This window comes from Niallia sp. Kr1, assembly GCF_050389805.1.
In the GTDB taxonomy this organism is placed as follows: Bacteria; Bacillota; Bacilli; order Bacillales; family Cytobacillaceae; genus Bacillus_BD.
This window is the reverse complement of record NZ_CP130945.1, coordinates 3,189,361-3,202,172: the sequence shown is the minus strand read 5'-3', so window position 1 is coordinate 3,202,172 and position 12,812 is coordinate 3,189,361. Positions and strand designations below refer to the sequence as shown.

Annotated in this window: 11 protein-coding genes, 1 pseudogene and 2 other annotated features; of the genes and pseudogenes, 10 read left to right on the top strand and 2 right to left on the bottom strand. The window is 34.9% G+C overall.

Going from position 1 to position 12,812, the window contains the following annotated elements; all coding sequences use genetic code 11:
• The first annotated feature begins 116 nt into the window (after positions 1-116).
• The 4 genes and pseudogenes from hprK to Q5760_RS15620 all read left to right on the top strand — a co-directional run bounded on the left by hprK (position 117) and on the right by Q5760_RS15620 (position 3,457).
• Entirely contained in the window at positions 117-1,043 is a 927-nt protein-coding gene (hprK, locus tag Q5760_RS15635; protein ID WP_428908561.1) for an HPr(Ser) kinase/phosphatase, read from the top strand.
• Between the two features lie 20 nt (positions 1,044-1,063).
• The gene (gene uvsE / locus Q5760_RS15630) at positions 1,064-2,017 is read left to right on the top strand and encodes a UV DNA damage repair endonuclease UvsE (RefSeq protein WP_428908560.1); all 954 of its coding nucleotides are present in this window, start codon (positions 1,064-1,066) and stop codon (positions 2,015-2,017) included.
• Positions 2,018-2,256: 239 nt separating this feature from the next.
• Positions 2,257-2,717: pseudogene (tnpA, locus tag Q5760_RS15625) on the top strand (IS200/IS605 family transposase).
• Positions 2,718-3,097: 380 nt separating this feature from the next.
• A complete protein-coding gene (locus Q5760_RS15620; protein WP_428908559.1) occupies positions 3,098-3,457 on the top strand; it encodes a hypothetical protein in 360 nt (119 codons plus the stop codon).
• 1,116 nt (positions 3,458-4,573) lie between these two features.
• On the opposite strand, the gene Q5760_RS15615 is transcribed toward Q5760_RS15620, so the two are convergent.
• On the bottom strand, positions 4,574-5,842 hold the full coding sequence (locus Q5760_RS15615) for an MFS transporter (RefSeq protein WP_428912598.1): 1,269 nt from the start codon (positions 5,840-5,842) through the stop codon (positions 4,574-4,576).
• 161 nt (positions 5,843-6,003) lie between these two features.
• Positions 6,004-6,246, top strand: a binding site (T-box leader).
• Positions 6,247-6,311: 65 nt separating this feature from the next.
• Positions 6,312-6,603 (top strand) — a binding site (T-box leader).
• Positions 6,604-6,847: 244 nt separating this feature from the next.
• Between Q5760_RS15615 and trpE the strand changes: the two genes are divergently transcribed.
• From trpE to Q5760_RS15585, 6 genes are all read left to right on the top strand, one after another.
• Complete coding sequence (gene trpE, locus Q5760_RS15610) at positions 6,848-8,260, top strand: anthranilate synthase component I (RefSeq protein ID WP_428908558.1); 1,413 nt, start codon at positions 6,848-6,850, stop codon at positions 8,258-8,260.
• Entirely contained in the window at positions 8,244-8,831 is a 588-nt protein-coding gene (locus Q5760_RS15605; RefSeq protein ID WP_428908557.1) for an anthranilate synthase component II, read from the top strand. The genes trpE and Q5760_RS15605 overlap by 17 nt, the downstream gene beginning before the upstream one ends.
• Positions 8,828-9,847 (top strand): anthranilate phosphoribosyltransferase, encoded by a 1,020-nt coding sequence (trpD, locus tag Q5760_RS15600; RefSeq protein WP_428908556.1) that lies wholly within the window; start codon positions 8,828-8,830, stop codon positions 9,845-9,847. Before Q5760_RS15605 ends, trpD begins: the two co-directional genes overlap by 4 nt.
• A 1-nt stretch (position 9,848) precedes the next feature.
• Complete coding sequence (trpC, locus tag Q5760_RS15595) at positions 9,849-10,643, top strand: indole-3-glycerol phosphate synthase TrpC (RefSeq protein ID WP_428908555.1); 795 nt, start codon at positions 9,849-9,851, stop codon at positions 10,641-10,643.
• On the top strand, positions 10,640-11,257 hold the full coding sequence (locus tag Q5760_RS15590) for a phosphoribosylanthranilate isomerase (RefSeq protein WP_428908554.1): 618 nt from the start codon (positions 10,640-10,642) through the stop codon (positions 11,255-11,257). The genes trpC and Q5760_RS15590 overlap by 4 nt, the downstream gene beginning before the upstream one ends.
• Before the next feature lie 77 nt (positions 11,258-11,334).
• Positions 11,335-11,514, top strand: coding sequence for a hypothetical protein (locus Q5760_RS15585; protein ID WP_428908553.1), 180 nt, complete (start codon positions 11,335-11,337; stop codon positions 11,512-11,514).
• Between the two features lie 65 nt (positions 11,515-11,579).
• Here the strand turns inward: Q5760_RS15585 and Q5760_RS15580 are convergent, their stop codons facing one another.
• On the bottom strand, positions 11,580-12,698 hold the full coding sequence (locus Q5760_RS15580) for an AI-2E family transporter (RefSeq protein ID WP_428908552.1): 1,119 nt from the start codon (positions 12,696-12,698) through the stop codon (positions 11,580-11,582).
• Positions 12,699-12,812 lie beyond the last annotated feature (114 nt).

Below are 12,812 nucleotides of genomic sequence, written 5' to 3'. Positions count from 1 at the left end.
GCGAAAAGCCCTCTAAATAAAATAAATTTATTAAAAACAATTAAAAAAGGAACTAAATAGTATTAATATATTTAGGTGAAAATAATGATAAAGGAATAAAAAGATAGGGAGTTTCTATGAACAAAATAACAGTTAGACAATTAGTGGAAAAATTAAATCTAGAAATCATTGCTGGCGAACAAGGGCTCGATTATGAAATCACAACTGATGAAATTCATCGTCCTGGATTACCGTTAACCGGGTATATGGTTCATTTCTCCAGTGAACGGATTCAATTATTGGGAAAATCAGAAATTACATATTTACATTCGCTAACAGAAGAAGAACGCAATAAAAGGATTGGTAATGTCATTAAAGAACGGCCACCATGCATTATTATTACTCACAATCAAGAAGGGTTGACCTATCTAATCAAACACTGCAATACACAAGGTGTAGCACTACTCCGGGCAAAGGAACATACGACACGGGTGATCAGTCGTTTAAGTAATTATTTAGAAAAGGAATTAGCTGAAAGTATTGGGATTCATGGGGTTTGTATGAATGTTTTTGGCGTCGGTTTAATCATTAGAGGAGAGAGCGGGATTGGAAAAAGTGAAACAGCCTTATCTTTAATCGAAAAAGGTCATCGACTCATATCAGATGATTTAGTGATTCTTAAAAATATCGATAATGAAACATTAATTGGAACTCATAATGGAACGAATCGTGATTTCTTATCCCTACGTGGTATTGGCATGGTAAATGTTCCTAGACTTTATGGTTCAGGGGCTTTTCAAGAAGAAACCATCATTGAGTTAGATATTGTCTTGTCAGCATGGGATGAACAAAAATATTATGATGCGATGGGACCTAAAAATGAAGCAGTAGAGTACTTAGATGTCGCGGTCCCACATATTGAAATACCCGTCCGACCAGGTAGAGACATTGCTGCCTTAATTGAAGTAGCAGCAAAAAACTGGAGGTTAGAGCAACAAGGGTATACTGCATTTAATGAATTTCAAGAAAGAATCGTCCAAACCATAAAAGAGAGTTCTAATTAAATACAAGGGGAAGCCCGAATATGAAAATTCGATTTGGTTATGTAGCCAATGCACTAGGGTTATGGAATGCCAGCCCTTCAAAAGCTTTAACATTTACTCGATATGCTGCTCTCCCAAAAGGGGAGAGAATGGAAAAGTTAAAAGAAGTAACAGCACAGAATTTATTTCATACGAAAAGAATCTTGCATTATAATATTGCACATGAAATAGAATTGTATCGATTTTCGAGTTCTCTTGTTCCCTTAGCGACTCATCCAGAAGTAGAATGGGATTTTATTACCCCTTTCCAGCAAGAATGGAAAGAGCTAGGAGAGTTGGTCCAAAAGCATTATTTACGAACAAGTTTTCATCCCAATCAATTTACTCTTTTTACAAGCCCGAGAGATGATGTAACAAAAAATGCAATTAAAGACATGGAATATCATTACGCCATGCTAGACGCGATGGGAATAACCGATCACTCCATCATTAATATTCATATTGGTGGTGCATATGGGGATAAAGAAAAAACATTGTATCGATTTCATGAGAATTTTAAAAAATTACCCGAACATATAAAAAAAAGAACGACTCTTGAAAATGATGACAAGACGTATAATATAGAAGAAACACTCCTTACTTGTGAAGAAGAAAAAGTTCCGATGATTCTTGATTATCATCATTATTTAGCGAACCAAGGGGGACATGATTTAAAACATTATCTTAAGCGGATTTTTGCAACATGGGAAGGATCAAATTTAATACCAAAAGTGCATCTTTCATCCCCGAAATCTCAACAAGCTTTTCGTTCACATGCCGATTTTGTATCACTAGATTTCATTCAACCTTTTCTTAACATAGCAAAAGAATCCAATCAGGACTTTGATATTATGATTGAAGCCAAACAAAAAGATCTTGCTATGCAAAAACTAATTGAAGAAATATCCTCCATTAGAGGCGTTAAACGATTAACAAGTGCCTCTTTAGAAATATAAAAATGGGGTGCTTGCTATCATGATCATCAAGTAAAAGGGAAAAAAAGACAGGGAATATTAATTCTCTGTCTTTTTTTATTATGGACTTTAGTCTGTTGCGACTGAATAAGGAGCAACATAAAACCACCTGCTATGCGGGTGGATGACAAAATGTTATACAAATATATAAAAAAAACTCACTTTCAGTTTTATAATAGAGATTGTTCAAGCCTCTAAAATAAGAAAGGAAAGTGAGTATATTGGCCAATAAAGCGAATAGTTTAGCACATACCAAATGGATGTGTAAATACCATATCGTCTTCACTCCAAAGTATAGACGAAAAGTAATTTACAATCAATACAGAAGGAGTATTGGAGAAATTTTGAGAACTCTATGTAATTACAAAGGAGTTGAGATAATAGAAGGTCACCTGATGCCAGATCATGTCCATATGTTGGTAAGTATTCCACCCAAGATGGCTGTATCAAGTTTTATGGGATATTTAAAAGGAAAAAGTGCGCTCATGATTTTTGATAAACATGCAAATTTAAAATATAAATTTGGAAACAGGCATTTTGGGGCAGAAGGATATTATGTGAGTACCGTAGGACTCAATGAAGCAACAATAAAAAATATATTCAGGATCAAGAGAAACATGATATCGCATTAGATAAATTAAGTGTAAGAGAATATACAGACCCTTTTAAGGGTAGCAAGTAATACAAATAGCCCTTCAGGGATGGCAAAGGTGGCAAAGGCAATAGAGGCTTGAATCGATATAAAAGCCAGCGCCTTTAGACGTTGGCCGGTAGTATAGGCTTATAGCCTTTGTGCAAACCACCCTTTGGAAGGGGGGCTATGATTTTATCTAATTGCTCATTCTATTATTTTGACATATTAAATAAACCTATTCTATCTTATTTTACCTTGAGGAAAACTGGCATTCAATATTAATCAATATATTACTAAATAACAATTAGAGTCTGGATTTATTTAGTATCCGAATTAGGTGATTATACGAATTTGTCAATGGGTTCACCGTTTTTCCAATTTGTCCATATACTGGTTATCATTACTTATTCTAAAGGGGATAGATGAATATGGAGAAAAATGATAACGAAAAGGAAAAATTAATCAATGCGATTTCGGGTAATCTCAATGAATCTATCGGGGAAACTCAAATTAGTGAATTATTAAAAGGAAACAAGGTTGAAATCCCAATGACTAACAAAAGTGAATCAACGGAGGAAATTAAAAAGTTAGAGAAGGAGATTGAAAATATTAATCAAGAAATACATGATATAAAATTATTATTAGAAACTTTTAATAATACTTCGGAAAAATTAGTAAACCTTTATACAAATGAAAAAATAGAGAATCCAGTTTTGATCTATAAAAAATTAACTGACATGGAAAAAGAACTAACTGAAATTAAACAAATTGTTTTATGGTTATCGTAAAAAATAACAAAATAACACCAGGAATTGTATAACAATACATTTCCTGGTTGTTATAGAATTAGCAAGTAATGTTTGTAACGAAACTTTCACAATCAAATTCAAAATCTGAATTAGGTAATCGATTTATACAAACTTAAGCTTCTGCAGTAAATTTAATTGTAACGTCGAAAGTAAATATTTCTCTAGCCAAATTAACATCTACACATTCTACATTGCCAATCACATGGAGCGCATGAAGCCGATAAAAGAATTGCAGTGAATCCTTTAGTAACAAAATAAAGAGAAACTCTTAATCTCAAACACAAAGGCATTTATGTGGTAGTACAATGAAAACCAGGAGTTCTTGTACTCTAACATCTTCATTGTTATTTTTAATTTGACTCGTTAATTCTTGTAGATTAATAGTCGCTTTAAACACAATTAATTTTTGTACTTTATTCTGCTAAAGTATGTAGGGGTACTTGTCCCATAATGTTAAAATTTGGTCATTTAAATGACCTTTACAGCCATTTAAGCTTGTTTACTGAATATGAAAAAAGGATAAAATGATCAACCTATTTCAAAACCTGCATGCTGGGCTCAACTAGGACGTGGTTGGGGAAATTTATTTTGGACATTGGCACTCAAAGACACTATTGTTAAGTTTAATTTAAGGTTAATCCATGTATGCACTACTGAGGAAGGTGGATATTTTTCCAACGGTGATAATCATTGAGGCGCCGTATACGATGCACTTAAGTATCTGTAACAGCACATGAGTAAATCATGAGCCTATTCTAATAAATTCAGTTTATTCCGTGTTTTCGACCTAATGAATGCTCGAAAAATCCAACAGCCATTGAGTTGCTTCTTTTTCATGTGTTGGTTTCATACCGGGTAAATCCTCGGGATTAATATCCATTATTGTACGAGTTAGTGAATACCTCAGTCTAGATTGACATCCTGAAGAACCTTGTTAATGATGATATAATTAAAAATCATGGTTCATGTCATATACTCTATTTGATAAAAATTCGACATATCGAGACTCCTTTTAAAATTTGCGATAACAATTGGGTTGAGCCATGCAAAACAATAAACACCCTCCAGAAACTGGAAGGTGCCAGGCGCCCTAATTTATTTGGCTGTATCTTTTTCATCTGGTTTGATTGCCATGAAGGTTAATAGGGCTGATATGATACTAATTCCACCCAAAATATAAAACAATAGTTTTCCTGTATGGCTCATTAGGATGGCTAAAATAGGAGGTCCTGCAGCAACCCCAATAAAACGCATCGAATTATAAATAGACGTAATTGTACCCCTGTGTTCCTTTTCAATTCCTGAAGTAATCAACGCGTCTAAACAAGGAAGTACTGCACCAATCCCAATACCTGCACATAAAAATAAGGCAATTAAAAACCATTGTTTATTTGAAAAACTCAAAACAACAACGGAAAGTGCCAATAAAATACTTCCAGTAAAAATAATCCATTTCATAAGGATTTTATTTTCTTTAATGAATCTTCCTGTAAAAAAAGAGGCTAAACATAATGCTCCAAGTGGAATGGCCAAATATAATCCCTTTTTAACCCCTGTAATGTGATATTGTGTTTCAAGTGTTTCCGTTAAATAAAAAAGAACTCCGAATAAGACGAACATCATAATAGCCCCGATTAAAAAAATCGCATTCAGCCATTTTCCATTATGCGAAAAGGTTTTTTTGACATTTTTAAAAAATGTTTGAAAGGGGATCGGTTCTTCCCTAGATTTTGGTGTTTTGACAAGGAACCACACCAAAATAGTTGATATTAAGCAAAACACAGGAATTGCAAAAAATGGAAGGTACCAAAGTATTCCAGCAATAACTGATCCTAAAATCGGACTTAATACTTTTCCCAATGTATTAGATGTTTCTATAATTCCAAGCGTACTGCTTACTTCCTCTTCATTTTTAAACATATCTCCAACTAAGGGCATAACAATCGGAGCGGCTCCTGCTGCACCTACGCCTTGTAAACCGCGCCCTAATAAAATAATCCAATAGGCATCAGCCATTTTCCATGCAGCCCAACCTGAAATTAAGCCGCCAAGTCCTGTTATAATTAAGCTTGGTATAATTACCTTTTTACGTCCGATATGGTCGGATAAATATCCAGCCACAGGAATCAATATGATCGCAACAATAGAATAAGCGGTAATGATCATACTTGATTGAAAGGATGTAATATTAAGTTGTTTCTTCATTACCGTTAATACGGGGATAAACATGGAATTTCCTAAAGTCATAATAAGCGGAATGGACGCAATCGATAAGACAGCCCATTTTTTATTGTGGGCATTATGATTTTTCTTTTTAACTGCTTTGTTTATTTTAAACGATTGTAATTCCTCAACATGATCCAATTTAACAAACCGCCTTTGCATTACAGTCAGTAACAGTTTTATCTTTTCCAAAATTCGCAGAACTACCATGGTAAAAATTAAGAAAAATCTTATCCCTAAAATAAATTTAATTTTGGGGTTGACGAATAGAAAATTTAATATTATGATAATAATCAAATAAAAGTACGGCAGTGATGAAGAGTAGTACCTTTTCGTGAACACTTAAGAGAGCTGATGGTTGGTGAGAATCAGCGTGGAAAGAAAAGCGAATGGACTTCTGAGCCCCAAACCGAACCTGTTTAAGAAGTAGGCTTTGGCGAATGTCTCATCGTTACAAGAGATAGGTATTAAACATTTGTTTGATACTTATTAAGTGAGCTTTTATAAGCTAATCAAGGTGGCACCACGGGTTTCTCGTCCTTATTTTCGACGGGAAACCCTTTTTGTGTTTTTAGAGTGTCACTTGTGATACTTATTTAAAATTAAATTATGTAAATCGCTTGAGTAAGAGTAGTACACGAAATTTTTTCGTTTCAGAGAGCCGGAGATGGTGTGAACCGGTACGAGAACTTCGTTGGAATGGACTTACGAGAGATAGCCTGAAATAGAAGTAGGGCTATACGGAATTCCACCGTTAAAAGGATAGGGTATAAAGAAAAGTGGAAGTTACTTGGATAGATCAATCTAATTCCTAACTCCAAAGCTTATTATTTGTATCCGAAAAGAGAGAGTTGAACTCAACTCTAAATGAGGTGGCACCGCGGTACATAATCGTCCTCTATTCGCAAATTTTTTTTGTGAATAGAGGACTTTTTTTATTTTTCACGTCATAACGGGAAATAAGAACCTGACTCAAGAGATTAACTTTAAAGTAAAGACAGGTATAGGAACAACTGCCCGTAAGACCTGAAAAAATGAACACAGACTAAAAACACGTCTGCTTTCACGTCTGTATGACCAGTAAACTAACTAACAATTAGTGAAGAAACTCCACAAACGGGGGTTTCACTTTATAGGAGGTAAGGGATGGAATCTTTAAATACGGAAACAAAATTAATTATTGTTGAAATCCAAGGAGATACCTTAACACCTATCTCGATTTTTCAAAGGTTGCAAGGGAAAAAGAAATTTCTTCTGGAAAGTTCTTTAAAGCATGAAAACTCAGGTCGTTTTTCGTTCATTGGAGCTCAGCCATTTAAAGAATTAACCGGTTATGAGGACCGATGTCAACTGGTTGATAAAAATGGCGTGAAAGAAATGGCTGGAAAACCATTGGAAGTTCTTAAAGAAATAATGGCTAAAGACCATCTAGATGTTGAACCATTATTTCCATTTGTTGGAGGGGCAGTCGGTTTTGCTGGTTATGATGCAATCAGACAATATGAAAACATTGGGGCAGTTCCTAAGGATGAAATCAATGTACCCGATATACATTTCCTCTTTTTTGAAGTAATCGTTGTTTTTGATCATTTGGAACAAAAGATTTACTTGGTAGGAGCACCACATGTAAATGGGTCATCGGAAGAAGCATTATTGGAACAAATCAAAGACGTTCAAAAGCAAATCTTAAACCCTGTTCCCCAAACCGAAGAAAAAGAGGCAAAGCTCACTGCTTTTAAGGCATCGATTCCAAAACAGGAATTTATCAAGCATGTTGAGAACGCAAAAAAATATATTGAAGAAGGCGATATTTTTCAAGTCGTTCTTTCACAGAGGTTAAAAGCAAAAATTGAAGGGGACCCGTTTTCCTTATATCGGAAGCTTAGAATCAAAAACCCATCCCCTTATATGTATTACTTTGACTTCTCGGATTACTATATTGCGGGAGTTTCACCCGAAAGTCTTATTAAAGTAAGTGGGAAAAACGTGATAACGAATCCAATTGCAGGTACAAGACCAAGAGGAAAAAATGAAACAGAAGATAAGCAACTTGCACAAGATTTGCTAGCGGATGAGAAAGAATTAGCTGAGCATAAAATGTTGGTTGACTTAGGACGTAATGATCTAGGGCGTGTTTGTAAATTTGGAAGTGTACATCTTTCAAAGTATCTGCAAATTGAGAGGTTTAAACATGTGATTCACTTGGTTTCAGAGGTAGAAGGAGAATTAAAGGATGAATGCAGTCCAATTGATGCTTTAATTTCAACTTTACCAGCAGGGACCGTTTCAGGAGCTCCAAAAATTAGAGCCATGGAAATCATTAATGAAATGGAAAATGTTAAAAGAGGCATTTATTCAGGCGCGATTGGTTATTTTTCATCAAATGGAAATTTAGATTTTGCTCTTGCGATCCGGACAATGGTCATCAAAGGAAATGAGGCATTTATTCAGGCAGGTGCAGGGATTGTTCATGATTCGATTCCGGAGAAGGAATATGAAGAAACGATTCATAAATTAAAAATGTTTTTGGAGGAGAATGTCGATGATTTTATTAATTGATAATTATGACTCCTTTACGTATAACTTATATCAGTATCTTGGAGAAATAGGTGAAAAAATTGTCGTAAAAAGAAATGACGACATAACCATCACAGAAATCCAACAACTTGCTCCTGAGGCGATTGTGATATCTCCTGGACCAGGGAAACCAGAGGATGCCGGTGAATGTATTTCAATCATTCAACAATTGCATTCCGATTATCCAATCTTAGGTATATGTTTAGGACATCAGGCCATTGGTTACAGCTTTGGCGCAACTATTGTCAAAGCAGAAAATATTATGCATGGAAAAGTTTCAAAAATTCAACATAGTGGAACAAGTATTTTTTTAAATTTACCACAGGAAATAGAAGTCATGCGATACCATTCGCTCGTTATAAGAAAAGACACTCTGCCAAACGAATTCGACGTATTAGCCCAGTCAGTTGATGATCATGAAATCATGGCGATAAAACATCGCGAGTTTCCACTGTATGGAATGCAATTTCATCCGGAATCAATTGGAACGGAATCAGGTTTACTGTTATTAAAACAATTTTTACATGAAATAAGAGAGGGAGTGGCGATATGAAGGAAATACTGGCGCGTTTAACCATGGGGGAAGGATTGTCTAAAGAACAAATACAAACGGCGGTAGAAACTCTATTTTCAGAAGATATAACAGATAGTGAAATTTCTGCTTTCTTAATTGGACTAAAGGCAAAGGGTGAAACGGTAGAGGAAATTGCTGCATTAGTGGATGGAATTCGTTCTAATGCACTGTCATTTAAAAAGATTCCTAACGCGATGGATAACTGTGGAACTGGAGGGGATGGTCTAAAAACATTTAATATTAGTACGACTTCAGCTTTTGTAATTGCGGCAGCAGGGATTCCAGTTGCAAAACATGGGAATCGAAGTGTTTCAAGTAAAACAGGAAGTGCAGATGTCCTTGAGAAGTTGGGAATTGAACTTAATTTGTCAGCCGGGAGATTAGAAGAAATTTTAGACGAAGTAGGAATTGCTTTTTTATATGCACCTAATGTACATCCGAATCTTAAACGAATTCAAAAGGTCCGAAAAGATTTAGGGATCCCAACCGTGTTCAACTTATTAGGTCCATTAATGAATCCTGTTAATTTAGAAACTCAATTTTTGGGGATCTATCGTCGTGACTTAACGGCTAAGTTTGCCCGTGTTCTTAATACATTAGGTAGAAAACGTGCTATTGTCTTAAATGGAGCAGGATCCATGGATGAAGCTTCTCTTCAAGGTGAAAATTATTTAGCAATTTTAGAAAACGGGGAGATCACTGAAAAAACGTTGCACCCTGAGGAAGTTGGATTACCCCTATATCCAAATGAAGCAATCGTAGGTGGATATGCAAACGAAAATGCAGAAATCTTACGGAATGTCTTAAAAGGGAAAAAAGGAGCTCACCGCGATACGGTTCTTTTGAATGCTGGAATTGGAATTTTTGTTGGGGGAAAGGCGGACAGCATTAAGGAAGGAATCAACGTTGCAAAAGAGATGATTGACACAGGTGCTGCATATGAAAAACTACAACGTTTAATTGACATAAGTAAAATGAAAAGTGAGGTGATCTAAAATGGCAACCATTTTAGATACGATTATTTCAGAGAAAAAAGTAGAAGTAGAATTATTAAAAAAGAATACATTTTTGTTAAACAAAAAAAGTCCCCATCCCCAATATTCAATTTTATCGATTCTTGAAAAAGCCGAAAGATTAACGATCATTGCAGAATTTAAACGAGCTAGCCCTTCTAAGGGAGAGATTAATTCCAATGTGGATCCGAAAGACCAAACAAAAGCATATATTCAATATGGAGCAGATGCGTGTTCCGTCTTGACGGATAAAAGATTCTTTAAAGGTGATTTTTCCGATTTAGAAGAAGCTCGCGATGCGATCCAAGCTCCGATTTTATGTAAAGATTTTGTCATCGATCCTGTTCAAATTGATATTGCTAAAAACGTAGGGGCTAATATTATTTTATTGATTGTAGCGGCGATGGATGAAGAAAAGTTAAACTCACTTTTCCAATATGCGAAAGCACAAAATTTAGATGTACTAATGGAAGTTCATAATGAAGAAGAGTTGGAATTAGCACTGAAAACAGGGGCCAAAATCATTGGAATTAACAATCGGGATTTAAAAACGTTTAACGTGGATTTAGCTGTTACTGAAAGATTAGCTCCTATTGTTAAGCAAAGTGGTGCTTATTTAATCAGTGAAAGTGGAATTCAATCACTTGATGATGTAAAAAGAGTTGTGGCTGCTGGGGCAGATGGTATTTTAGTTGGTGAGACATTAATGAAAGCTCAAAATATAGAAGAAACTTTACATGGAATGAAATTACCCATTAATGGGGTGTCAAATAGATGAAGGTAAAAATATGTGGTTTACAAAATATGGAATCGGCACAATATGCGGTTAAACAAGGGGTAGATGCAATTGGATTTGTTTTTGCCAAAAGTAAACGAGAAATATCCCTTAATTCCGCTAAGAGCATAATTTCCCAGCTTCCTAAGGGAATAAATAAAGTCGGAGTATTTGTAAATCCAAGCAGAGAAATGATTGACGAAGTCGTTTCCAAAACGGGAATAAATGTTATTCAATTACATGGAGACGAAACTCCCGAATTTTGTGCGACATTGCCATATCCAGTCATTAAAGCTTTTAGTATTGAGTCGGTTAAGGATCTAGAAAGAATCCATCATTATTCATGTGAATATGTCCTTTTAGACGGTCCAAAGGGAAAATACCATGGAGGAAATGGGATTTCTTTTGACTGGGGCCTGTTAACTTCATTTGATTTTAAAAACAAAAAAGTTATCCTTGCTGGTGGATTGAATTCCGAGAATGTTCGATCAGCCATTCATTTGAAAAATATAGATATGGTTGATGTTAGCAGTGGAGTTGAAACAAACGGAGAGAAAGATTTAGGAAAAATAAAAAAGTTTATAGCGACTGTAAAAAGCACAGAACTAATTTTATAAATGAACTATCTATAGAATAAGTCCTCTTTAATGGCGAATAATGATACTAGTTATTTGTAGAATATAGGAGGAAAGATATGGACCGCCAACAGTTTGAGAAACTTGGTGAAGAATTAAGAATGATGGGGCATAAAAGAAGACAACTCGCAGAGCAAATCTTTCAAGAAGTAAACGAAGGGGATAATACCACTTCTAAAGAGCTTTATCAAGAATTAAGTCAAGTTTCTGATCAGGCCATTCATATTATGATGCGCTAAAAAGAGATGTTTGATCAAGAAGTACAAAGATTATAAATAGAAAAAGGGCCAAGGGCCCTTTTTCCTTAGGAATCTGGATGAATAGTCGAATTCCGCAGCTTGAGAAAGCGAATAAAGTTTAAAATAATGGTTTTCGTTACAGCATAAAAAGGTACAGCTAAAATCATTCCTACTAGCCCTGCCAAATTTCCAGCGACAAGAAGAATCACAATAATCGTAGCAGGATGTGTATCCAATTTTTTACCTAAAATAAGAGGAGAAAGAACATTTCCTTCTAATTGTTGTGCAATCGTAATAACTACCACTACCAATATCGCTTTCGTCGGAGAGTCAAATAAAGCAATGAGCACTGCTGGAGCACCGCCTAAAAAAGGACCCACATATGGAATGATATTAGTAACAGCAACAATGAGTGCCATCACAAGTGCATAAGGCAAATCAATGATTAAATAACCAATAAAAGAAAGAGTGCCGACAAATAAAGCAACCGTTACTTGACCATTAATATAAGCAGCAAGGGTTTCACCTGTATCTTTTAATGTTTTTAACCCCTCACTACGATATGAGGCAGGTAAAAACTTTCCGACCATTTCTGGAAACTTATTACCATCCTTAAACATATAGAAGAGTAAAAATGGAACAGTGACAACAGTTATGGCTATATTTGCAACCGTGCTAAAAATTCCTGAAATGCTTTCCGTAATTCGGTTTGGAAGCGTTGCAGCATAGTCATTGAATTCTTTGACAATATTACTAATGGATATGTAATCCTGTGTCATTACCCACTTAAACTGTTCTGTTTCTGACAATTGATTAATAAATTTCATTGTCTGATTATAGTAAAAAGGTACATCATTGGCAAACGCCATAACTTGCTTTGAAATCATTGGAATCAAATTACCTATAATAAGGGTGATTACCCCAATGATTATGACATAGACAACAAGAATAGCTAGAATTCTTGGGAGTTTTAGTTTTTGTAAGAAATTAACAAATGGATTGAGTAGAAAGAACAAAAATCCAGATATTAAAATAGGAAAGAATAGCGTTGAGAAGAAAATTCCAATCGGTTCAAATAAAAATGAAATTTTAGTTGATACATAAATAATACTGACAATAATTAGGATCTGTAATGTCCAATATTGAAAATTTTTCTTTTTTGTCAAACGGTTCACCTTTTTCATTCTAGATAAAACCATTATAACAAAATTATCCATTAATATATAATGTTTACCATAATTATATAAAATTTTTATACTGGCAAAAAAGATGTTTGACCAAACGAAGAAGGACCAAAC

Excerpts from the sequence above, each read along its gene's own strand:
- Q5760_RS15590 (WP_428908554.1), top strand. The coding sequence starts at position 10,640 with ATGAAGGTAAAAATATGTGGTTTACAAAATATGGAATCGGCACAATAT.
- Q5760_RS15605 (WP_428908557.1), top strand. The coding sequence starts at position 8,244 with ATGATTTTATTAATTGATAATTATGACTCCTTTACGTATAACTTATAT.
- trpD (WP_428908556.1), top strand. The coding sequence starts at position 8,828 with ATGAAGGAAATACTGGCGCGTTTAACCATGGGGGAAGGATTGTCTAAA.
- Q5760_RS15580 (WP_428908552.1), bottom strand. The coding sequence starts at position 12,698 with ATGAAAAAGGTGAACCGTTTGACAAAAAAGAAAAATTTTCAATATTGG.
- uvsE (WP_428908560.1), top strand. The coding sequence starts at position 1,064 with ATGAAAATTCGATTTGGTTATGTAGCCAATGCACTAGGGTTATGGAAT.
- Q5760_RS15620 (WP_428908559.1), top strand. The coding sequence starts at position 3,098 with ATGGAGAAAAATGATAACGAAAAGGAAAAATTAATCAATGCGATTTCG.
- trpC (WP_428908555.1), top strand. The coding sequence starts at position 9,849 with ATGGCAACCATTTTAGATACGATTATTTCAGAGAAAAAAGTAGAAGTA.
- hprK (WP_428908561.1), top strand. The coding sequence starts at position 117 with ATGAACAAAATAACAGTTAGACAATTAGTGGAAAAATTAAATCTAGAA.
- trpE (WP_428908558.1), top strand. The coding sequence starts at position 6,848 with ATGGAATCTTTAAATACGGAAACAAAATTAATTATTGTTGAAATCCAA.
- Q5760_RS15585 (WP_428908553.1), top strand. The coding sequence starts at position 11,335 with ATGGACCGCCAACAGTTTGAGAAACTTGGTGAAGAATTAAGAATGATG.